Annotated in this window: 24 protein-coding genes; 15 read left to right on the plus strand and 9 right to left on the minus strand. The window is 69.2% G+C overall.

Annotated elements, in window-relative coordinates; translation table 11 throughout:
- Nucleotides 1-84: 84 nt before the first annotated feature.
- Together ACWEIJ_RS06800 and ACWEIJ_RS06805 are read right to left on the minus strand one after the other, a co-directional pair.
- Entirely contained in the window at nt 85-735 is a 651-nt protein-coding gene (locus ACWEIJ_RS06800) for a fibronectin type III domain-containing protein (protein ID WP_449836194.1), read from the minus strand.
- Nucleotides 736-746: 11 nt separating this feature from the next.
- The gene (locus ACWEIJ_RS06805) at nt 747-1349 is read right to left on the minus strand and encodes a hypothetical protein (RefSeq protein WP_449836195.1); all 603 of its coding nucleotides are present in this window, start codon (nt 1347-1349) and stop codon (nt 747-749) included.
- An 80-nt stretch (nt 1350-1429) separates the two neighbouring features.
- On the opposite strand from ACWEIJ_RS06805, the gene ACWEIJ_RS06810 reads away from it, so the two are divergent.
- Nucleotides 1430-2317, plus strand: coding sequence for a LysR family transcriptional regulator (locus tag ACWEIJ_RS06810; RefSeq protein WP_449836196.1), 888 nt, complete (start codon nt 1430-1432; stop codon nt 2315-2317).
- On the opposite strand, the gene ACWEIJ_RS06815 is transcribed toward ACWEIJ_RS06810, so the two are convergent.
- Nucleotides 2220-3083 (minus strand): EamA family transporter, encoded by an 864-nt coding sequence (locus ACWEIJ_RS06815; protein ID WP_449836197.1) that lies wholly within the window; start codon nt 3081-3083, stop codon nt 2220-2222. The two genes, ACWEIJ_RS06810 and ACWEIJ_RS06815, sit on opposite strands and share 98 nt — an antisense overlap.
- A gap of 92 nt (nt 3084-3175) precedes the next feature.
- Between ACWEIJ_RS06815 and ACWEIJ_RS06820 the strand changes: the two genes are divergently transcribed.
- The gene (locus ACWEIJ_RS06820) at nt 3176-4084 is read left to right on the plus strand and encodes an RluA family pseudouridine synthase (protein WP_449836198.1); all 909 of its coding nucleotides are present in this window, start codon (nt 3176-3178) and stop codon (nt 4082-4084) included.
- Here the strand turns inward: ACWEIJ_RS06820 and ACWEIJ_RS06825 are convergent.
- The 3 genes from ACWEIJ_RS06825 to ACWEIJ_RS06835 form a co-directional block, all read right to left on the minus strand.
- Nucleotides 4079-4972 (minus strand): phosphotransferase, encoded by an 894-nt coding sequence (locus tag ACWEIJ_RS06825; protein WP_449836199.1) that lies wholly within the window; start codon nt 4970-4972, stop codon nt 4079-4081. The two genes, ACWEIJ_RS06820 and ACWEIJ_RS06825, sit on opposite strands and share 6 nt — an antisense overlap.
- A complete protein-coding gene (locus ACWEIJ_RS06830) occupies nt 4972-8163 on the minus strand; it encodes a GH92 family glycosyl hydrolase (RefSeq protein WP_449836200.1) in 3192 nt (1063 codons plus the stop codon). The genes ACWEIJ_RS06825 and ACWEIJ_RS06830 overlap by 1 nt, the downstream gene beginning before the upstream one ends.
- Nucleotides 8164-8409: 246 nt before the next feature.
- Nucleotides 8410-8856: a hypothetical protein gene (locus tag ACWEIJ_RS06835; protein WP_449836201.1), complete on the minus strand. Its 447-nt coding sequence runs from the start codon at nt 8854-8856 to the stop codon at nt 8410-8412.
- A 57-nt stretch (nt 8857-8913) separates the two neighbouring features.
- On the opposite strand from ACWEIJ_RS06835, the gene ACWEIJ_RS06840 reads away from it, so the two are divergent.
- The 4 genes from ACWEIJ_RS06840 (at nt 8914) to ACWEIJ_RS06855 (ending at nt 11787) form a co-directional block, all read left to right on the plus strand.
- On the plus strand, nt 8914-9297 hold the full coding sequence (locus ACWEIJ_RS06840; RefSeq protein WP_449836202.1) for a VOC family protein: 384 nt from the start codon (nt 8914-8916) through the stop codon (nt 9295-9297).
- 97 nt (nt 9298-9394) lie between these two features.
- A complete protein-coding gene (locus tag ACWEIJ_RS06845) occupies nt 9395-10084 on the plus strand; it encodes a chitinase (protein ID WP_449836203.1) in 690 nt (229 codons plus the stop codon).
- Between the two features lie 153 nt (nt 10085-10237).
- Nucleotides 10238-11263: a chitinase gene (locus ACWEIJ_RS06850; protein WP_449836204.1), complete on the plus strand. Its 1026-nt coding sequence runs from the start codon at nt 10238-10240 to the stop codon at nt 11261-11263.
- A 41-nt stretch (nt 11264-11304) separates the two neighbouring features.
- A complete protein-coding gene (locus tag ACWEIJ_RS06855; RefSeq protein WP_449836205.1) occupies nt 11305-11787 on the plus strand; it encodes a DinB family protein in 483 nt (160 codons plus the stop codon).
- On the opposite strand, the gene ACWEIJ_RS06860 is transcribed toward ACWEIJ_RS06855, so the two are convergent.
- Nucleotides 11784-12029: a mycoredoxin gene (locus tag ACWEIJ_RS06860; RefSeq protein WP_355446971.1), complete on the minus strand. Its 246-nt coding sequence runs from the start codon at nt 12027-12029 to the stop codon at nt 11784-11786. The two genes, ACWEIJ_RS06855 and ACWEIJ_RS06860, sit on opposite strands and share 4 nt — an antisense overlap.
- A gap of 353 nt (nt 12030-12382) precedes the next feature.
- Here ACWEIJ_RS06860 and ACWEIJ_RS06865 point away from each other — a divergent pair, with 353 nt between their 5' ends.
- Together ACWEIJ_RS06865 and ACWEIJ_RS06870 are read left to right on the plus strand one after the other, a co-directional pair.
- On the plus strand, nt 12383-13006 hold the full coding sequence (locus tag ACWEIJ_RS06865; protein WP_449836206.1) for a DUF4360 domain-containing protein: 624 nt from the start codon (nt 12383-12385) through the stop codon (nt 13004-13006).
- A 55-nt stretch (nt 13007-13061) separates the two neighbouring features.
- Entirely contained in the window at nt 13062-13706 is a 645-nt protein-coding gene (locus ACWEIJ_RS06870) for a DUF4360 domain-containing protein (RefSeq protein ID WP_449836207.1), read from the plus strand.
- A 51-nt stretch (nt 13707-13757) separates the two neighbouring features.
- Here the strand turns inward: ACWEIJ_RS06870 and ilvA are convergent, their stop codons facing one another.
- Entirely contained in the window at nt 13758-14993 is a 1236-nt protein-coding gene (gene ilvA, locus ACWEIJ_RS06875) for a threonine ammonia-lyase IlvA (protein WP_449836208.1), read from the minus strand.
- Nucleotides 14994-15060: 67 nt separating this feature from the next.
- Here ilvA and ACWEIJ_RS06880 point away from each other — a divergent pair, with 67 nt between their 5' ends.
- The gene (locus ACWEIJ_RS06880; RefSeq protein ID WP_449836209.1) at nt 15061-15933 is read left to right on the plus strand and encodes a lytic polysaccharide monooxygenase auxiliary activity family 9 protein; all 873 of its coding nucleotides are present in this window, start codon (nt 15061-15063) and stop codon (nt 15931-15933) included.
- Between the two features lie 83 nt (nt 15934-16016).
- Entirely contained in the window at nt 16017-17255 is a 1239-nt protein-coding gene (locus ACWEIJ_RS06885; RefSeq protein ID WP_449836210.1) for a ThuA domain-containing protein, read from the plus strand.
- Here the strand turns inward: ACWEIJ_RS06885 and ACWEIJ_RS06890 are convergent.
- Nucleotides 17252-17641: a hypothetical protein gene (locus tag ACWEIJ_RS06890; RefSeq protein WP_449836211.1), complete on the minus strand. Its 390-nt coding sequence runs from the start codon at nt 17639-17641 to the stop codon at nt 17252-17254. The genes ACWEIJ_RS06885 and ACWEIJ_RS06890 overlap by 4 nt on opposite strands.
- A 149-nt stretch (nt 17642-17790) precedes the next feature.
- Between ACWEIJ_RS06890 and ACWEIJ_RS06895 the strand changes: the two genes are divergently transcribed.
- From ACWEIJ_RS06895 to ACWEIJ_RS06915, 5 genes are read left to right on the plus strand one after another with little or no spacing between them, the layout of a single operon-like run.
- Nucleotides 17791-18228: a helix-turn-helix domain-containing protein gene (locus ACWEIJ_RS06895; protein WP_449836212.1), complete on the plus strand. Its 438-nt coding sequence runs from the start codon at nt 17791-17793 to the stop codon at nt 18226-18228.
- A gap of 2 nt (nt 18229-18230) precedes the next feature.
- On the plus strand, nt 18231-18743 hold the full coding sequence (locus tag ACWEIJ_RS06900; protein ID WP_449836213.1) for a hypothetical protein: 513 nt from the start codon (nt 18231-18233) through the stop codon (nt 18741-18743).
- A complete protein-coding gene (locus tag ACWEIJ_RS06905; protein ID WP_449836214.1) occupies nt 18744-19853 on the plus strand; it encodes an MAB_1171c family putative transporter in 1110 nt (369 codons plus the stop codon).
- A 15-nt stretch (nt 19854-19868) separates the two neighbouring features.
- The gene (locus ACWEIJ_RS06910) at nt 19869-20936 is read left to right on the plus strand and encodes an ATP-dependent DNA ligase (protein ID WP_449836215.1); all 1068 of its coding nucleotides are present in this window, start codon (nt 19869-19871) and stop codon (nt 20934-20936) included.
- Nucleotides 20933-21532 (plus strand): YigZ family protein, encoded by a 600-nt coding sequence (locus tag ACWEIJ_RS06915; protein ID WP_449836216.1) that lies wholly within the window; start codon nt 20933-20935, stop codon nt 21530-21532. The genes ACWEIJ_RS06910 and ACWEIJ_RS06915 overlap by 4 nt, the downstream gene beginning before the upstream one ends.
- The last annotated feature ends 41 nt before the right edge of the window (nt 21533-21573 follow it).

Raw genomic sequence — 21573 nt, forward strand, 5'->3', positions numbered from 1 at the left:
TCGCCGTCACGGAGGACGCCACCTGGCCCTACGCGCTCGCGGCATTGCTTCTCGCCGCGAGCGCGTGGACCGCCAGACAGGGGTTCAGACCTTCCCCGTCGTCTGATGCGTCAGGTTCGACGGTGCTCCGAACCGAAAGGGCCGCACCCGGTAGGTCGCGGTCTTCTCGTCTGGGAGTGTGATCAGCCCGAACGAGGTGACGTCCGGGTCGAGCCGCGCCGCGACGCGGTAGTCGGCCGCGCCGGCCGGCCTGAGCTCGATCAGGTAACCCTCCTCGTCGGACGCGCGGTCCTCCCAGGTGAACAGGATCCCGTTGGCGTGCTTCACCTCCGCCTTCAGACCGGCCGGCGCCGCCTCCGGTGACGCGACCGGATGCGTGCCGCCGCCACCCTTGCGCGGTTCCGCCCATTCGTGCCCGTCGGTCTCCGGCACCTCGTCGCCGGGCGGCAACGCGATGTCCACAGTGGTCGAAGCGGGCCCCGTGTAGGGCCGGACGCGGTAGTAGAACTGGGTTTCCGGGATGAGGTCCGGGTGCCGGTAGGAGGTCCTCCCGGGCGGGGCGAACTCCAGGACCACGTAGTCGCCGCCGGCCGCGTTCGCGTACTCGACGACCTGCCCGGCCGCCCCCGGATCCGGACGCCAGTGCAGCGTCACGTCGGTCGGCGAGGTCAGCTCGGACGTCAGCACGGGGTCCTGCCGTTCCTGGCCGCAGGCAGCCAGGAACAGCAGTCCCACCAGGATGATCCTCACTTGCGCCAGAACTTGATGTTGCTCCACACGACCGTCGCCGGGCCCTGACCGCTCGCGGTCCGGTACGCGCCGAACTTGTCGTAGAAGTTCCCGCCGGAGCTCGACACCTCGTACTTCTTGGAGCCGTTGATGTAGGTGCGGTGGGTGCTGCCGACGACGTGCACGGTGTTCACGCGCACGGTGGTGCCGACGGTCGCCCCGGTGGCGATGGTGTTGCCACCGTGCACGGCGTACAACCGGCCGCCGCGTTCCACGGCGAGCAGGTAGTACGGTCCCGCGCCGGGATCGTCCTTGAACGTCTGCTTGAGACTGATGCGGGTGCCGCCGAGACTCGTGATCCGGAAGCTCCCCTCGAACTGCCGCGTGCCGCCGGTGTACGTGGCGTACCGGCGCTCGGCGCGCTGGTCACCGCTCGAGTTCGAGCAGGTGAGCTGGAAGGTGAGGTCGCTGACCTTGCCGCAGCCGCGTTCCTGGACGCTGAACGACGGCGAGTAGCTGGTCCAGGGCCCTGCCTCGACCTGCGCCCGTGCGGGGGAACCCGACACGAGCAGACCGGTCGCCAGCGCGAACCCCGCGACGGTGCGGAGTCGTTTCGACATACCGAAACCTCCTCAAGACGTGCTGAAGCCAGCACGCTTTCTCAGGGGGCGGTAACGGCAGCGTAGCCGATAATGATCCGATGTTCGACCTTCATCGGCTGCGGCTGCTCCGCGAACTCTCCCGGCGCGGCACGCTCGCCGCCGTCGCCCAGGCGCTGAGTTACAGCCCTTCCTCGGTGTCGCAGCAGCTCTCGTTGCTGGAGACCGAGGTCGGCGTGCCGTTGCTGGAACCGGTCGGAAGGCGGGTGAGGCTCACCCCTCAGGCCGAGATCCTGGTGCGGCACACCGAAGAGGTGCTCGCGCGGCTGGAGCAGGCCGAGTCCGAGGTCGCCGCGTCGCTGCACGAGATCACCGGCACGCTGCGGGTCGCGACGTTCCAGACCGCGGCCCTCGCGCTGATCCCGGCGACGCTGGCGCGCATGCGAGATGAGCATCCGTCACTTCGGATCGAGTTCGGGGTGCTCGACCCCGCGGAAGCGCTTTCCGCCTTGAACGCGAGGGACTTCGACCTCGTGTTCGTGGAGGAGTGGCCGGACCAGCCGGAGGCCAGGTTCAGCGGGCTGGAGTACCGGGAGGTGTGCCGGGACCCGATCCGGCTGGCCGTCCCACGTGGACTGCCGGCCGCCGAGATCGAGTCCTGTCCGTGGATCATGGAACCGGAGGGCTTCCCGCAGCGGACGTTCAACGTGAACTGGTGCCGCCACAACGGCTTCGAACCGGACGTGCGGTTCTCGTCGACGGACGTGCTGGTGAAGCTGCGGTTCGTGGAACGCGGTCTCGCGGTCGCGCTGCTGCCGGACCTGGTCTGGTACGACCGCGAGGTCACCGTCGACCTGCACGAGCTGCCGGCGCCCCAATCGCGGCTGCTGTTCACTGCGGCACGGGCAGGACGAGGTCAGCATCCCGCGGTGCGGGCGTTTCGCGAGACGCTGGCGCTGTCGACAGCGCTGCTCCAACCCCCGCTGTGATCACCAGCGCGATGGCGCACAACGAGACCAGGCCCAGGTGCTGCCCGAGCAGCACGGCACCGGCCAGCGCCGCGGCGGCGGGTTCCAGCGCCAGCGCGACGCCGAACGTGCCGGCCTGCAACGTCTTCAACGCCCGGATCTCCAGCGTGTAGGGGATCGCGGACGCCAGCAGCGCCACCACCGCGCCCAGCAGCAGGACCCTGGGCTCGAACAACGCCGCACCGGCCGTGGAAAGCCCGTACGGCAACGTGAGCGCGGCCGCGATCAGGCTGGCGCCGGCGAGCCCGCCGGTGCCGAGCCCCTCGGTCGCGAGCCTGCGCCCGGCCAGCACGTAGCAGGCCCAGAACACCGCCGCGAACAGCGCGAGCACCACCCCGATCAGGTCCAGGCGCGCGCCCGTGTACTCGCGCACGCCCAGGACCAGGACACCGGCGAGCGCGAGGCCGACCCACGCGAAGTCCCTGGCCCGCCTGCTCAGGACCGCCGCGACGCCCAACGGCCCGAGGAACTCGATCGTCACCGCCACGCCGAGCGGGATCCGGTCCAACGCCAGGTAGAACGTGCCGTTCATGCCCGCCATGGTGAGGCCGAGCACGACGGTCTCCTGGCGGAACCTCGGTTTGGTGACGGCCGCCAGCAGCAGCGCCGCGATGCCGAGCCGCAACGCCGTGGCGCCGGGCGCGCCGATCTGCCCGAAGAGCTGACTGGCGAACGCCGCGCCGAACTGCAGCGAGACGACCGAACCGAGGACCAGGAAGACTGCCATGCGCCCAGCTTCAGCCCTGCCGTCCCTTCGGTACAGCGAATGTTTCCGAGCGGTGTCGTTCGGTTTTTCCGACCGTTTAGACTGGCGGTGCGATGAGACGCAAACCCTCCTCCCCGCTCCCCCAGCGCAACGGCCTGGACGCCGCACGGCTAAAGCTGCCACCCGAGGGCGAGTGGCCGTCCCTGCGCGACCACCTCGTGGAGCGCCTGCCCCGCGTGGCACCGGCGCGGATCGAGGAGATGCTGCGCGAGGAACGGATCTGGGACGTGTCCGGCCCGCTCGGCGTCGACGCGCCGTTCGTGCCCGACTCCTACATCTGGTTCCACCGCGACCTGCCCGTCGAGGTGCCGGTGCCGTTCGAGGTGGGCGTCGTGCACCAGGACGACGACATCGTGGTGGCCGACAAGCCGCACTTCCTCGCCACGATCCCGCGCGGGCAGCACATCATGCAGACCGCGCTGGTCCGCCTGCGCGACTCGCTCGGCCTGCCCGACCTCTCCCCCGCGCACCGGCTGGACCGCGTCACAGCCGGTCTCGTGCTCTTCGTGGTGCGGCGTGAGCTGCGGGGCAAGTACCAGACGATGTTCCGCGACCGCCTGGTGTCCAAGGAGTACGAGGCCATCGCCCCGTACTCCGCCGAGCTCGACCTCCCCACCGTCGTGCGTTCGCGGATCATCAAGGAACGCGGCATCATCACCGCCTTCGAGGTCGACGGCCCGCCGAACGCCGAGACGCACGTGTCCCTTGTGGAGCACCGCGACGGCCTGGGCCGCTACCACCTGAGGCCGCTGACCGGCCGCACCCACCAGCTGCGCCTGCACATGTCCGGGCTGGGTGTGCCGATCGTGAACGACGACTTCTACCCCGTGCTGCGGGAACGCCCGCTGGACGACTTCTCGTCGCCGTTGCAGCTCCTCGCCCGCACGCTGTCCTTTGTGGACCCCGTCACGGGCGAGGAACGCTCCTTCACCTCGGGCCTGAAGCTGTCCGCCTGGTCATGACCGGTGCGTGCGGCGCACCGGAATCCTCGGCTCGCGCCACAGCCGGGTCATCCGCTCGTGCAACCGTCGCGCCAACCGGCTCGTCTTCGGATGCGTCTCCGTGAGCTCCGCCACCACGCGCGCCCGGTACATCAACCGGCCGCGCGCCGTCGTGCTCACCCACTTCCAGTCCTGGTCGACGGCCCTCGCGAGGTGGTCGGTGCCGTCCCGCTCAGCCCGCTGCACCAGCGCGTCGCCCTGCACCAGCCACCGCACGCACGCGTCCTCCAGTCCCGTCCGGTGGCCGCGTTCGGCGAAGTAGGCCTGCTCGGCGGCCTCGCGCAGCCCCCGAGGCGTCTCGCTGACCAACGCGCAGGTCGGGAATCCGATCCGCAGGTAGACCAGCTCGGTCACGCCGTCACCGAGCGCCGCGCCCTCCAGGTCGACGAACCTCGCGCCCTGCTCCGAGTACATGTCGTTGCCAGGACACGGGTCGCCGTGCAGCAGGTCGAACCTCCCGGTGTCCTCGAAGGCCAGTTCGTCCTCGGCGTCGCCGGTCTCGACGCCGAGCGCCCGCGCGAACCGCAGGAACGGTTCCGGGTCCGGGATCTCCTGCCGCGGCAGGAGCCCGGCGTGTTCGGGCCCGGTGGCGGCGTGCAGCTTCGCCAGCGCCTGGGCGTAGTCGATCATCCAGTCCGTCTTCGGGCGATCGGAGCGGAGGCGTTCGAGCACGACGGTCTGCTTCTCGTGATCGACGTCGAGGACGCGGGGCACCACGCCGGTGTGCTCTGCCAGGCGCAACGCGGTGATCTCGCGCTCGAACACCGCCTGGGTGCCGACGACCTGCTTGATGACGCGGTCGCCGGACACCCAGACGTTCGATCGTGGACTGCTGCTCAGTCGTCGCATCAGGCAAGTGTGAGCGCGTACAGCTCCACTCGCGGATCATTCGGCAGTGTCACCGACCTGACGGTCTTGCCCGGGTCCAGCCGCAACGACTGCCCGAACAACCGGACCGCCGGCCCGTCCACCCCCTTGCCCGCCTTGATCCGGTGCGGCATCTCCAGCACCACGGGACCGCCGCCGGCCCAGTCCGGCACCGAGGCCGCGACCTCGGCCGACGTGCCGTCCGTGTACCAGACGGTGAACGCCGTCGACACCGGTCCGTTGTACGACGCACCGACGAAGTGCAGCCACGAGAACTGCCCGGCGGGCAACAACAGGCCCTGCCCGCGGGCTTCGACGAAGTTCGGCGCCGTCCCGGACGGGTCCGGTGCCTGGTAGGTGATCCCGCCCCACGTCACCGGTCCGGCCGGGGGCAGCAGCGCCGCGTCGTAACTCCAGCCGCCACCGTCGAAGTCACCGGACGCCGGAGCGTCCACAGTGGCCGTTCCGTCGTGGTTGCGCTCCGGACCGACGTCGACCGAACACGACGAGAACGCGCACACCGCCGCCGGTTTCACCTCGACCACGGCCTTCACGGACACGTCCCCGACCGAGACCGAGACGGGATACGACCCCACCGGGGTACCGGCGGGCACGGTGACCGTCAACGGCACGGTCTTCTGCGTGGGCAGGTGCCGCGACACGATCACGAACGGCGTCGCACCGCTCACCTGCCACCCGTCCGGCGCGGTGACGGAAGGCCGCACCGGCACGGCGGACGGCGACTGCGCCAGCACGTCGAGCTGCAACGTCAGCGACTGCGCGGCGTCCGAAGTCGGCATGACGATCTCGGTGTCGCGCAACGACGCGGACACCGCACGCCGCGAGTCCGGCTTGCCGTCGTTGAGCGACGGCGGCTCGTCGGAACGCCCGGTGCCCCAAGACGAAGGCTTCGCGGACACCTCGTACGAGAGCTTCCCGCCGTGCCGCACCGAGGACCAGCCGAGCCAGGTCCTGCGCACGTCACGCCCGTTCAGCGAAGCGGACTGCACGTACCGGACCGAGTCCGAGACGTTCGGCGCCGACACCACCAGCGTGCCGCCCTGCGACCCGTACTGTCCGATTCGGACGGTCGCGGACGGGAACTGCGGTGAGGACAGGGCCAGGAAGTCCGAGCCGCTGAACGTCGGGTACAGGCCCAGCGACGAGAAGACGTACCAGGCCGACATCGTGCCCAGGTCGTCGTTGCCGGTCATGCCGTCCGGGCCGGTCGTGAACAACGTCATCGCCGCCCGCACGACCGTCGCGGCCTTCCACGGCGTGCCCGTCCACAGGTACATGTACGGCGCGAGCAGGTCGGGCTCGTTGTTCGGGTTGTAGGTCGGTTTGCCGTAGTAGTCGTACGGTTCGGTGATCCAGTCGTGCCGCGCGGTGCCCGCGGGGTCCACCAGCAGCTTCTCGTAGGCGAAGAAGTCGTCCAGGCGCTTCTCCGACGCCTTGCGGCCGCCCATGAGCGACACCAGCCCGGCCGGGTCCTGCGGGACCAGCCACTGGTACTGGTAGGCGCCGCCCTCGTGGAACTGGTGCGACGCGTCGACCGGGTTGTACGGGGTGAGCCAGGTGCCGGCGACCGTGCGCGGCCGGAACTGGCCGATGGACGAGTCCCACAGGTTGCGGTACCACTGGCCGCGGTCGGCGAACATCCGCGCGTCGGCGCCGTGGCCCAGACCGCGTGCCATCAACGCGAGCGAGGCGTCCGCCGCCGAGTACTCCAGCGTGGCCGACGCCGGGTGCACGCAGTCGTTGTCGCCGCCCTTGTGCGCGCAGTCCGTGCCCAGCTTCAGCCCGGACGGGATGTAGCCGCGGTCCGAGTAGTACGCGACGCCGGACCGGCCGTTGTAAGGCGATGAGGCGGGAGGCAACGACAGCGCGTTGGTGCGCAACAGCTGGTACGCCTCCTCCTCGTGCCCGCGCAACAACCCCTTCGACCACGCCTCGACCAGGAACGGCGTCACCGGGTCACCGGTCATGATGTTGGTCTCGGACGAGGCCAGCGCCCAGCGCGGCAACCAGCCGCCGTCCCGCCCACTGGCCACAACGGACAGTGCGACGTCCCGCGCCACCTGCGGTTCGAGGATCTGCAACAGCTGGTTCTGCGGCCGGTACGTGTCCCACAGCGAGAAGTTCTGGTACGGCGTGTAACCGGAAGCCGTGCGCACCTTCCCGTCGAAACCCATGTACCTGCCGTCGACGTCACCGGCGAGGTTCGGGTGCAGCACCGAGTGGTACAGCGCGGTGAAGAAGGCGGCCTGCCGGTCCCGGGACCCGCCGGACACCCGCACCGCGTCGAGCTGCTTCTTCCAGATCTCCCGCGCCGCCGTCGCGGTCGCGTCGAAGTCGTAGGAGGGCGCCTCCGCCGCGAGGTTGCGCCGCGCGCCCTCCAGCCCGGTGTAGGACAGCCCGATCTTCAGCACGACGTCGTGGTCGGCGGAAGCGTCGAACGTGACCCACGCGCCGTTGCCCCCAGTACCGGCAGCGTCACGGGAACCCGCCGTGGGAACGCTTCCCCGCCAGGAGCCGAAGGACGAGAACGGCCGGTCGAACGACGCCGTGAAGTACACGGTGTGCTCGTCCTTGCCCGCGCAGAACCGGCCGTTGCGCACCCGGCCCTCGATGGTCCGGTCACCCACGACGTGGATCTCGGAGTCCAGCACGGTCTGGTTCGACCGTCCGGTGTTGAACAGGACGTTGGCCGCCGACGAGGACGGGAACGTGTAGCGCTGCCACCCCGTTCGGGCGGTCGCCGTGAGCTCGGCGTTCACCCCGTACCGGGACAGCCCGACACGGTAGTGACCGGGCTGGGCGAGTTCGTCCGAGTGGCTGAAAGGCGACTTGTAGGCGTTGATGTCAACGTTGTCGACGGACCCGACCGTCGGCATCACGGGCAGCTCGCCCATGACACCGCAGCCGACGCCCGACAGGTGCGTCTGCGAGAAGCCGTAGATGGAGTCGGCCTTGTAGTCGTACCCGCCCTGACCTCCCGTGTCAGGGCTGACCTGCACCATCCCGAACGGCACCGAGGCGCCGGGGAAGGTGTTGCCGAAGTTCTGGGTACCGACGAAGGGATTGACGAGGGACGAGGGGTCTGCGTCTGTTTGTGCCTGTGCGGGGACTGCTAGACCCAGTAACAGCCCGGCTACAACCAGTGTCCGCATGGACGCAGTATTGTCCGATCGCCGCCGCCCCGACACCCGTCGGAGGTCGGCGATGCGCGCAGCGGCCGCGGCGTTGCCGCTTCTCCTCGCACCTGTGTGAAGGGGTTCGACCACGCCACGAACACGTGGTCAACTGCGGCCCAGGTTGCCACGCTCAACCGGCGGTGCCGTACTCGGCCGGTGCCGGCACGACGTTCTGCGCGAACTTCGTGGAGAACCGGCCGAGCAACCTCGATCAGGGGCTGATCAGCACCGCCTGCTGGACTCCGCGGTGTAGTTCTCCCCCATCTGGATGGACACCATGCCGTAGCCGGTGGTGCAGACGTTCAGGGTGTCGGCGGGCTTGCCCCACAGCTCCTTGAGGCTGTACTGGGTGCTGTTGCCGCCCTTGATGGCGTTGGGCTCCGGGTCGGACGCGCTGCTGTAGGTCAGCACGCCGACCTGGAGGCCCCAGCCCAGGTGGTCGGACGCCATCTGGGACCGGAAGCTCTCCCAGGTGTAGACGTAGCCGTAGTTGTGCCCGCAGCCGGCGAACTGCTTCACCGACGCGATGTTGTTGCCGCGGTACTTCACGTACCCGGTCGAGCCGATCTGGACGGCACTGGAGCAGCCCGGCACCGTCTCGGCGTGGGCGATCCCGGGGAAGGCGAACCCCAGCAGCACGAACGCGGTGGCGATGATCCCTCTCTTCATGGGCGGATCATCGCCGTTCGCGCTGACAAGTCCCTGACACCGGAGTAGGCAGGAGGTATGCCCGTACAGCTCAACCACACCATCGTGAACGCCACCGACCAGGAGCGGTCCGCGCGGTTCCTGACCGAGCTCCTCGGCCTGCCGGAACCGGTGCGCTTCGGCCCGTTCCTCGTCGTCGAGGCCGCCAACGGCGTCTCGCTCGACTACATCACGACCAGCGACCCGATCGCCGTGCAGCACTACGCGTTCCTGGTCACCGAGGAGGAGTTCGACCAGATCTTCGACCGCATCCGCGAACGCGGGCTCGACTACTGGGCGGACCCGTTCCACGGTCAGCACAAGCAGATCAACCGCAGCGACGGCGGCCGCGGCGTCTACTGGGACGACCCGGACGGCCACCGGCTGGAGATCATCACCAGGCCGTACGGCTCCGGCTCCTAAAAGGTATAGACCATCTCTTGTGCTCGGGGACCACGCCTGCCACGGTGAAGGCGGTAACACTCAGTGGGCGCGCAGATGCTCTGAGGAGTTGGTCTCCATGTCCAGGACACGCGCCGCCGCCCTGATCGTCGCGCTGCTCGGGGTCTTCACCCTCGTGCAGCCGGCGACGGCAGCGCCGTTCATCGTCACCGAAGCGCAGTTCAACCGCATGTTCCCGGCCCGCAACGGCTTCTACACCTACAGCGGCCTGAAGTCGGCGATGGCCACGTTCGGCTCGTTCGCGAACCAGGGCAGCGACACCGTGAAGAAGCAGGAGCTCGCGGCGTTCCTCGCCAACGTCTCGCACGAGACCGGCGGCCTGGTGTACATCGAGGAGATCGACAAGACCGGGGACTACTGCGACGAGAGCAAGCCCTACGGCTGCCCCGCCGGCCCGAAGGCCTACTACGGCCGCGGCCCGATCCAGCTCTCGTGGAACTTCAACTACAAGGCCGCCGGCGACTACCTCAAGGTCGACCTGCTGCGCAGCCCGGGCTTGGTGGCGTCCAACGCGACCATCTCGTGGCGGACCGGCATCTGGTACTGGATGACGCAGAGCGGACCGGGCACCATGACGCCGCACAACGCCATGGTCAACTCGCGCGGCTTCGGCCAGACCATTCGCAGCATCAACGGTTCCCTCGAATGCGACGGCCGCAACCCGGCGCAGGTGCAGAGCCGCGTGTCGAAGTACCAGCAGTTCACCGGGATCATCGGCGTGACGCCGGGCGGCAACCTCTACTGCTGACCCGTGACAGAAGAGGTCTAGACCCTTGACTGGTCTGGACCACCGGTGCCAGTCTCAGCCTTGTTCACATCCTTGATTCCTCGGGCGCGCAGACTCCAGGAGTGGGTGACATTGCTGAGAAAACGCATCTTGGCGTCTATCGCGGCAGGTGTGATGGCGGCGGCGCTGGCCGTCATCACACCGTCCGCTTCGTCCCAGGCGGACGTGTCGGCGCAGGCCTGCACGTTCACCGACTGGGTCCAGGGCCAGTGGTACGTCGCCGGCGCCGTGGTGAGGTACCAGGGCGCGTACTACATCGCCGAGCACGACAATCCTGGTTACAGCCCAACGGTTTCCACCTGGTACTGGGACCCGTACAACTGTGACGGCGGCGGAGGCGGCGGCACCTGCAGCTACCCCGACTGGGTGCAGGGGCAGTGGTACACGGCCGGTTCCATCGTGAGGTTCGAAGGCAGCTTCTACATCGCCGAGCACGACAATCCCGGTTACAGCCCAACGGTTTCCACCTGGTACTGGGACCCGTACACCTGCAACGGCGGCGGGGGCGGAGGTGGCGGCGGCGGCTTCGTCGTCAGCGAGGCCCAGTTCAACCAGATGTTCCCCAACCGCAACGGCTTCTACAGCTACAGCGGGCTCGTCGCCGCGATGAGCGCGTACCCCGCGTTCGCGAAGACCGGCGGCGACACCGTGCAGAAGCAGGAGGCGGCGGCGTTCCTCGCCAACGTCGCGCACGAGACCGGCGGCCTCGTCTACATCGAGGAGATCAACAAGAACAACGACCTCTGCGACGAGAGCAAGCCCTACGGCTGCCCCGCCGGAACGTACGGCTACTACGGCCGCGGCCCGATCCAGCTGTCGTGGAACTTCAACTACTACGCGGCCGGCATGGCCCTCAACATGGGCGACGACCTGCTCAGGCACCCGGAGAAGGTGGCGAACGACGCCGCGATCTCGTGGAAGACGGGGCTCTGGTACTGGATGACGCAGACCGGGCCGGGCAGCATGACCGGCCACGACGCGATGGTCAACGGCAGCGGCTTCGGCCAGACCATCCGCAGCATCAACGGTTCGCTGGAGTGCGACGGCCGCAACCCGGCGCAGGTGCAGAGCCGCGTGTCGAGCTACCAGCAGTTCGCCGGCATCCTCGGCGTGCCGACCGGCGGGAACCTGTACTGCTAGTAGGACCCGATCCGTCCTAGTTCGGCCATAACGTCGCCGGCGTGGAACACGACGAACTGCTGCACATGCTCAACGACCAGCGCGGGGTCTTCCTCATCGCGATGCGGGGCCTGTCCGAGGCCGGCGCCAGGAAGCGCACGACCGTCAGCGAGCTCACGCTGGGCGGGTTGCTCAAGCACCTGACCTGGTGTGAGCGCTCCTACACGCACATCCTGTCCGGACGGCCGGGTATGCCCGACGGGATGCTCGACACCGGCCAGTACACCTGGGAGGGCGGCTCGTTCGAGGAGTTGCTCGCCTCCTACGCCGAAGCGGCGCGCGCGACCGACGAGGCCGTGCGCGCCGCTTCGCTGGACGAGATGATCCCGATGCCGCCGGCACCGTGGGAGCCGGACCCCGCACCGTGGTCAGCGCGGCGGATCGTGCTGCACGTGCTGCGCGAGACCGCCCAGCACTCGGGGCACGCGGACATCATCCGCGAGGCGCTCGACGGCGCCTCGACGACCGCGCAGCTCTACGGCTAGGCCGCCAGCTGTTCCTTGACCTGGGCCAGCGACGGGTTGGTGAGCGCCTTGCCGTTCGGGAAGTGAACGGTCGGCACCGTGCGGTTGCCGCCGTTCACGCTCATCACGAAGTCGGCCGCGCCCGGCGTCTCCTCGATGTTGATCTCGACGTACTCGATGCCCTCGCGGTCGAGCGAGCTCTTCAGGATCCGGCAGTAGCCGCACCACGAGGTCGAGTAGACGGTCAGCTGGTCGGGAGCCATCAGGGGCACTCCTCCGCGAAGTAGAGGTCGGTCACCCGTTCCAACGCCCGGCGGGGGCCGCTTCATCCCGGGATGCGGCCCAGATCACCTCGGCGCCCGAGCGGCGCGCACCCCGTTCACTCGAACGGCCCAGCGAACGGCGATCGTCAGACAATCGTCAGGTGAATTCGGCACACAGTGGGTGAGCATAGTTCGCGCACGGCCGAATATTTCGGGGGTGCTATTAGTCGCGCTTTCCGGCGAGTATCTCCGAAAAATCCAGTCACCCGAACGGCGGCCCTTCGCCACACAGGGTTTCCGATATCGTTTGACTTCCGCCGCCGGTACCACACTTCTGGAAAGAAAGGCTGGCCATGCTGAAAACGGTGCTGGCTGCTGCCCTGACTCTGTCCGCGGTGGTCACCGCGCCCGCAGCGAATGCTGTTCCCGATGTCCCGGACTTCGTCACCATCGACGTCGTCACCGTGAACGGTTCCGGCTGCCCGGCCGGCACCGCCGCCGTCGCCCCCGCGGACGACCGCACGGCGTTCACGGTCACCTACAGCCAGTACCTCGCCCAGGCGGGGCAGGGCTCGTCGCCAACAGATTTCCGGAAGAACTGCCAGCTCAACATCAGAGTGAGCTATCCGCAGGGCTTCACGTTCGGCATCGCCCAGGCGGACTACCGCGGATTCGCCAGCCTGCAGCAGGGGGCGACAGGCACAGAAAAAGGAAACTACTACTTCCAGGGCATGTCCCAAACGGCGAGCCGCACCCACAACATCTACGGCCCGTTGACCGACAACTGGCAGGCGACCGACCGCGCCCAGGTGTCGGAAATCATCTACGCGCCGTGCGGAGAAGTCCGGCACCTGAACATCAACACCGAGCTGCGGGTCAACGCGGGCACCGCGTCGAAGGGCACCAGCTTCATGACCATGGACTCCACGGACAGCAGTGTGAGCACCAAGTACCAGTTCTCCTGGAAGCGCTGCTGACAGGCACCCATTCCCGCCGCCGCGCATTGTTGAACCTCAGACGGAAAGGTGCCCCATGCTCAACACAGTGGCTGCGGCCGCTCTCGCGATGTCGACCATCATCATCCCGCCCGGCGGCGCCCCCGGCACCACGCCTCCGCCCAGCATCATCACCATCGACGTCGTGACAGTCAACGGGTCGGGATGCCCGGCTGGAACGGCCGCGGTCGCCGTCAGCCCGGACAACAAGGCCTTCACCGTCACCTACAGCCAGTACACGGCGCAGGTCGGCGTAGGAGCCGGGCCGACCGACTTCAGAAAGAACTGTCAGCTGAACCTGCGGGTCAACGTGCCGTCGGGCTTCACCTACGGCATCGCGTCCACCGACTACCGAGGGTTCGCGAGCCTGGAACGCGGCGCCACGGCCATGCAGAAGGCCAGCTACTACTTCCAGGGCATGTCGCAGACGGTCCCCATGCAGCACGACTACCGGGGCCCGCTCAGCGACAACTGGCAGGCGACCGACACGACGGACGTCGCCGCGATCGTCTACCACCCGTGCGGCGAGAAGCGGAACTTCAACATCAACACGGAGCTGCGGGTCAACGCGGGCACCTCGGACCCGAAGAAGACCACCAGCTTCATCTCGATGGACTCGACGGACGGGTCGATCGAGACGACCTACCACTTCGCGTGGAAGACCTGCCCACCGAAGCCGTGACCCTCGTCCCGGTGCCGGGCACTCCTCACACCAGGGGTGCCCGGCATCTCCCTAGATCAGGAACCGGTAGGCCGTGGTGCCCGGCGCCACGTGCTGGATCTTGAGCGGGGACTCCTTCATCCGGCCCCACAGCAGGTCGTAGTCCTCACGGCGGCCCAGCTCGATGCACACCAGCGCGGCGCCGGTCTCCCGGTTGTCGCGCTTGACGTACTCGAACAGCACGATGTCGTCGTCCTTGCCGAGCACCTCGTCGAGGAACCTGCGCAGCGCGCCAGGCTCCTGCGGGAACTCCACCAGGAAGTAGTGCTTCAGGCCGCGGTGGACCATGGACCGCTCGACGATCTCGGCGTAGCGCGAGACGTCGTTGTTGCCGCCGGAGAGCAGGCACACGACCGTGGAGTCGGGCGCCACCGAGATCTCCTCCAGCAGCGCCGCCGAGGCCAGCGCGCCCGCGGGCTCGGCGATGATGCCGTCGATCTGGTACAGCTCCAGCATCTCCGTGCACACCGCGCCCTCGGACACGCTCAGCAGCTCGGCGCCGCTGTCGCGCACCATCGGGAACGTCACGTCACCGGCCCGCCGGACCGCCGCGCCGTCGACGAACGAGTCGACCTCTGGCAGCGTCACCGGGTGGCCCGTCTGCAGGGCGGCGATCATGCTCGCCGCGCCCGCCGGCTCCACGCCGATCACGCGGGTGCGCGGGAAGCGCTCGGCGAACCAGGTGCCCACCCCCGAGAGCAGGCCGCCGCCACCGACCGGCACCACGACCACGTCGGGCGCGCCGCCGAGCTGCTGCACGATCTCCAGGCCGACGGTGCCCTGCCCGGCGACCGTGCGGCGGTCGTCGAACGCGGGGACCAGCGTCGCGCCCGTGCTCAGCGCGTACTCCTTGGCCAGCGCGGCCGCGTCGTCGTAGGTGTCGCCGTCGACGACCAGCTGGACCATGCCCTGGCCCAGGGCGGAGATGCGGTCGCGCTTCTGCCGCGGGGTGGTGCGGGGCACGTGCACACGGCCCTCGATGCCCAGGCGGCGGCACGCGTAGGCCATGCCCTGGCCGTGGTTGCCCGCCGACGCGCAGACCGCGCCGCCGAACGCGAAGTCGGTCTGGCAGAGCAGGTTGAACGCGCCGCGCAGCTTGTACGACCGGCCCACCTGGAGGTCCTCGCGCTTGAACCACACCCGCGCGCCGGTCCGCTCGGACAGGCGCTGGTTCACCTCGAGCGGCGTGGTGCGGGCGACTCCACCGAGCCGGGCTGCGGCCGCGGACACCTCATCAGCGAAGGACATTCCTCAGATCTTCCGTGAACGACTCGGGTCTGGCACGCGTACTCCTGGAAAGACAGGGGAGGTGCTCGTGTTTCGCCTTGTGGGCGTTCTGACGCTGCTCATGATGCTCTCCGCGGTTCCCGCGCACGCCCATGGCGCGCCCACCGACCCCGCGAGCAGGGCTTTCCTGTGCTCGCCCGGTCAGCCAACAGCATCATCCTCGCCCTGCCGCAGCGCCGTTCAGGCGGGGTTGCCGTCCAAGGAGTGGGACAACATCCGGCTCCCGAACGTCGCGGGGCAGGACGCCGCGCGCGTGCCGGACGGCAAGCTGTGCAGCGCCGGGCTGCCCAAGTACGCCGGGCTCGACCTGCCGACCGCCGAGTGGCCGGCGACGAAGCTCAAGAGCACGGACTTCACCTACCGGGCGACGATCCCGCACCAGGGCTCGTTCCGGTTCTACGTGACCCGCGACGGCTACTCGCCGGCGCAGCCGCTGCGGTGGGCGGACCTGGAGCAGTTCCTCTCGGTGCCCAGTCCCCCTCTGGTCAACGGCTCCTACGAGTTCAAGGTGCGGCTGCCGCAGGACCGCACCGGGCGGCACCTGATCTACACCGTCTGGCAGAACACCGACACCCCGGACACCTACTACTCGTGCACGGACGTCGAGATCGCGGCGCCCGAACCCGCACCCGCACCCGCCGTGGCGGCTCCTCCGCCCGCACCGCAGGTGAAGCAGGTCCCGGCCGTCCCGGCCGCGACGACGACCACGACCACCACGACGTCGAGCACCACCGCGCCCTCCACGCCGAAGCCGAGCACGCCGCGACCCGTTCCCGTTGCGTCGAGCGTCGAACAACCTCCTTCGGACACCATGAGGTTCGGCCTGTCCGCCGTGGTGGCGGCACTGGGCGGCCTGGCCGTGCTGGGCGGGTTCATGGTGTGGCGCAAGCGAATTCTGTGAACGTCCCGGTCCCCAACAGGTCTGGACCATCCCTACGATGATCTTCGGGCGCGCAACCCCTGCGACAGAAGGTGTGTGCCCGCATGGCAAGAAAACTGGTGGCACTGCTGGCTTTGCTCGCCGCGACCCTCGTCCCGGCCTCGGTTCCGGGAACCCATCCGGCCCGGGCCGCGTCGTTCAAGGTGCTCGGCTTCTACTACGGCACCAACGACCTGGCCCACATCTCGTTCGTGAAGGAGGCGAACCCCTGGCTCGCCAGGGCCGCCCAGGAGAACGGGTTCACCTACGAGGCCACGACCGACTGGAACCGGCTGACCACCCTCACCCCCGCCCAGGCGCAGGTCGTGGTCTTCCTCGACGACCTGCCGAGCGGCGCCCAGCGCGCCGGGTTCCAGCGGTACATGGAGGCCGGCGGCGCGTGGTTCGGCTTCCACGTCTCGGCGTTCACGCAGAACGCCGACGAGTGGTCGTGGTACCACAACACGTTCCTGGGCAAGGGGAACTTCGTCAGCAACACCTGGGGCCCGACCACCGCGACGCTGAAGGTGGAGACCCGCACGCACCCGTCGACCCTGCGCCTGCCGGAGCGGTTCACCTCGGCGGTGAGCGAGTGGTACAGCTGGTCGCGCGACCTGCGCACGAACCCGGACATCCAGATCCTGGCGAGCGTGGACCCGTCGAGCTTCCCGCTCGGCACCGACCCGGACCAGCAGTGGCGCAGCGGCTACTACCCCATCATGTGGACGAACAGGAACTTCAAGATGATCTACGCCAACTTCGGCCACAACGCGATGGACTACGCGAACAACCGGCCGTTGTCGTCCACCTTCGCGAGCCCCGACCAGAACAACTTCCTCGTCGACAGCCTGCTGTGGCTGGGCGGCGGCGGCACGCAGCCACCGCAGCCGCAGTGGAGGACGCTCGTCAACAAGGGCAACGGCAAGTGCGTCGACGCGCGCTCGGCCGGCACCGGCAACGGGACCGTCGTCCAGCAGTACACCTGCAACTCCACCACCGCGCAGAACTTCCGCGCGGTGGCGACGAGCGACGGCTACTCCCGCGTCGAGTACCGCAACGACACCGCCAAGGTGCTGGACGTGAGCGACGTGTCCACCGCGGACGGTGCGGGCATCCACCTGTGGGACTACGTCGGCGGCGCCAACCAGCAGTGGCGCGTCACCACCGGCGCGGACGGCTACTCGACGCTGACCGCCCGCCACTCCGGCAAGTGCCTGTCGGCACCGGCCGGCACCGGTGACGGCGTGCAGCTGGTGCAGGCGACCTGCAACGGCTCGGCCGCCCAGAGCTTCCGGCTGGGCTAGGAGGACCGCGAGTGGTGCCGGTCGCCGGAGCGGCCGGCACTGCTCACGACCACCCGCTCCCCCGGCGCCGGACGCACCGCCTGCGACGTCGCCAGGAACCCGTACATGTCGTTGAGCTGGTGCAACGCCGACACCGCGTCCCGCCAGACGGGACACGGCCAGGGCCGGTGCACCCCGTACCAGGTGTGGCAGGACTTGCACCGGTGCCGCTCGTTCGGCTCGTGCATCCGCAGCAGCCCCCGCCACCACGGCAGGGCGGCGCGCAGCTGTTCGCGCAGTTCGAACACCTCGTTGGGCGAGTCCGTCCGCGCGAGCTGGTTCATGGTCTTGTAGACGACGTCGATCACGGTCCGGTGAAAGGATCCCTGCCGTTCGGCGAGCGCCATGTCCGAGCTCCTCCTCACCGCAGTTGAGACAGGCTCGCCAGGAGTCTATGTTGGCGAATGGACGGGTTTCAACTGGTGAAAATCCCGTCACCCAGATAGCCCTTTCCGTGAGTGGAAACGCTCACTGCGCGCAACGGGGGGAGCCGGCAATGGCGGGGGAACGGTCCCTGGCTGACAAGCTCAACCACCTCTTCGCCCGGCACACCTCCCGCTCCGGCCAGGAGTACAGCAACGAGCAGGTCGCGGCCGCCATCGCGGACACCGGCGTGACCATCTCGCAGAGCTACATCTGGCAGCTGCGCAAGGGCAAGAAGGACAACCCGACGTTCAAGCACCTGCAGGCACTGGCAGGCTTCTTCGGTGTGCCCGTGAGCTACTTCTTCGACGACGAGGTCACCGACCGCGTCGACGAGCAGCTGAAGTCGTTGCAGGACGAGCAGAACCGCCTCAACGAGCTCGCCGCGGGCAGCGACGCGCAGCTCATGGCGATGCGCGCGGGCGAGCTGTCGCCCGACCGCCGCCGCCTGGTCATGGAGCTGCTCGACGTCGTCTACCGACAGGAACAGGCCGAACGCGGCGAAGGATGATCGTGGCCGAACGTGAGCTGCGCAGGCGGTGCCGCCGCCTGCTGAACGAGCTGGACATCCAGCCCCCGCTCGACGTGGAGGAGCTCTGCCGGCGCGTCGGCGACCAGCGGGGCAGACCGATCCGGCTGATCGCCCACCCGATCCCGGTGCCCGGCCCGTACGGCGTGTGGATCGCCACCGCCAAGGCCGACTACATCCTCTACCAGCAGGAGACGTCGAAGGCGCACCAGAACCACATCATCCTGCACGAGCTCGGGCACCTGCTGGCCGGGCACACCAGCGACGAGCAGGACGACGAGCTGCTCACGGGCCTGTACCCCGATCTCGAACCGGACGCGGTGCGGCGCGCGCTGCGGCGCACCTCCTACGACACCGCGCACGAACGCGAGGCCGAGACGGTCGCGACGATCATCCTCGAATGGGCGTCGGTGCTGGACAAGGTGGCGCCGCGCAACGTCGAGGGTCCCGCGCGCCGGATGGCGTCCGCGCTGGCCGACCGGATCGGGTGGCTGTAGATGCAGTACCTCAAGGAGACTCAGGGCGTCGTCGCGTTCACCGCGCTCGCGGTGATGCTGTACCTGCTGCTGCGCCGCCCGCACGACCCCCGCCTGCGCAGCGTCACGGGCCTGGTCGCCGGCTGGGCGGTCGGCTACCCGTTCGGCCGGGCCGCGGCGAACGGCCGGTGGTTCCTCGGCCTCGACCCGATGGTCTGCCAGCTGATCCAGCACGCGTTGCTGCAGGTCGGCGTGTACGGGCTGATCTGCTTCTTCGTCTTCTCCGCGCTCGACGACACCCGCGCGCGGCGGCAGGCGTGGCTCCAGCTCGCCCCGCTGGCCTGCTGCGTCGCGACCATGACGTGGGCGGTGCTGGCGATCCCGGACGACCTGCGCGTCGCGGCGGCGCGCGTGCCGAACTCGCTCGGCGGCGGCCCCACCGGCGTCCTCGCGATCACGGTCTTCTACGCGCTGGGCAACGGTTATCTGCTCTACGGGTTCGCGGCGATGTTCGTCTGGGCCCGCCGCTACGCCCGCGGCGCCGACCCGCGCCTGCGCCGGGGCCTGCTGATCACCTCGACGGGCCTCGGGCTGCTGGTGCCCGCCGACGCGATCTTCGTGTCGTCCAACGTGTCCCGCTACTTCGGCGCACCGCTGCCCCGCTGGCTGCTGACCACCGCCGTGTGGTTCCTGCTGCCCGGGGTGCTGCTGATCGTCATCGGGGTCGTCTACCCGATCGCCGCGATGCGGTTCGCGGCGATGCGGCTGTGGTGGCGGCACCTGCGCGCCTACCACCGGCTCGCTCCGCTGTGGACGCTGCTCAACGAGTCGTTCCCCGAGGACGCGCTGCACCGCGTGCCGTCGAAGAGCGACGCGTTCTCGTTGCGCGGCGTGCACCGGCGCTACTACCGGAGGGTGATCGAGTGCCGGGACGGGCTGGTGCGGATCAGCCCGTACGTCGCCGAGACGCCGGACGAGCTGCCGCTGGCCCAACGGCTGCGCGCCGGGCTGGAGACGCGCAGGTCCGGGCAGGTGTCGCTGCGGCGGCCGATCGCGCTGGCCGTCCCGCAGGACGACGGCATGGACGCGGACGTGCGGGAGCTCGAAAAGCTCGCGGTGGCCCTGCGCTGAGCCTATGGTCACGGCGTGGACCTGCCCGTGATGCCGCCGGTGAAGCCGATGCTCGCGAAGTCCGTGCCCGGACTGCCGCGCGCGGACGGTCTCGCGTACGAGCCGAAGTGGGACGGCTTCCGCTGCATCGTGTTCCGCGACGGCGACGAGGTGGAGCTCGGCTCGCGCAACGACAAGCCGCTGACCCGCTACTTCCCCGAGGTCGTCGAGCTGCTGCGCGAGGCCCTGCCACCGAAGTGCGTCGTGGACGGCGAGATCGTGCTGGTCACCCCGGACGGGCTGAGCTTCGACACGCTCCAGCTGCGGCTGCACCCGGCCGCGTCACGGGTCCGCAAGCTCGCCGCCGAGACCCCGGCGAGCTTCGTCGCGTTCGACCTGCTGGCGTGCGGCGATCAGGACGTCACCGGCCGCACGCTCGGTGAGCGCCGCAAGCTGCTGGAGGAGGTCGTCACCGAGGTCCCCGGCGTCTACCTCACCCCGTCCACGACGGACCCGGACGTCGCGCAGGACTGGTTCACGCGGTTCGAGGGCGCGGGCTTCGACGGCGTGGTGGTGAAGGCGCTCGACGGCGTCTACGAACCCGACAAGCGGGTGATGTTCAAGGTCAAGCACGAACGCACGGCCGACTGCGTGGTCGCGGGCTACCGCCGGCACAAGGACGGCGAGACGGTCGGGTCGCTGGTGCTCGGGCTCTACCAGGACGGTGAGCTGCGCAACGTCGGCGTGGCGAGCAGCTTCACCGCGGCCCGCCGCCGCGAGCTCGTCGAGGAGCTCGCGCCGCTGCTCGACCCCGCCGAGCACCCGTGGGCCGCGTGGGCGACCTACGAGGGTCCTGGCATGAACAGCCGGTGGAACCCCGACAAGCAGCTCCAGGTCGTGCTGCTGGAGCCGTCACGGGTCGCCGAGGTGCGCTACGAGCACGTGCAGGGCGGCCGGTTCCGGCACACCGCCCGGCTGGTGCGCTTCCGTGAGGACAAGACCCCGGCCGAGTGCACGTTCGAGCAGCTGGAGGAGGTGCCGCCAGCCGAGCTGGACGCCCTGTTCGGGGAGGCCGAGCAGAGGCGGCGGACAATCGGCACGTGAAGGTGATCAAGCGGGACGGCACGCACGAGATCGAGATCGGGCGCTCGCGCTTCCTGTGTCACGTCGCCCGCGTCGCCTCCGAGCGGGAGGCGGCCGAGTTCTTCGCGCGGATCCGCAAGGAGCACTGGCAGGCCACGCACAACTGCACGGCGTTCCGCACGCGCGACACCCAGCGCTCGTCCGACGACGGCGAACCCGCCGGTACGGCCGGGGTGCCGATGCTGGAGGTGCTCACGCGGCGGGATCTCGTGGACACCGCCGTCGTGGTCACCCGCTACTACGGCGGGATCAAGCTCGGCGCCGGCGGCCTGGTCCGGGCGTACGGAAGGGCCGTCTCGGAGGCCATCGACGCGTTGGGCACGTTGACCCGTGAACGCCACGAGAGCGTGCTTCTGGCCGTGGACCACGACCAGGCGGGCAAGCTGGAGAACGCGTTGCGCGCGGCCGGGTACCACGTCGCGGACACCGAGTACGGCCACGACGTCACCTTCACGGTGCTCACGAAGGAGCCGGAGGCGTTCGAGGTGTGGCTCGCCGCGCAGACCGGCGGTGCGGTGACCGCGATCAGGGGCGAGCCGGTCGACCTCGACCACTAGGTCTTCGGATCGGGCGGCGGGTTGTCGGGTCTGCGGGTCTC

The organism is Lentzea sp. NPDC004789 (assembly GCF_053601075.1).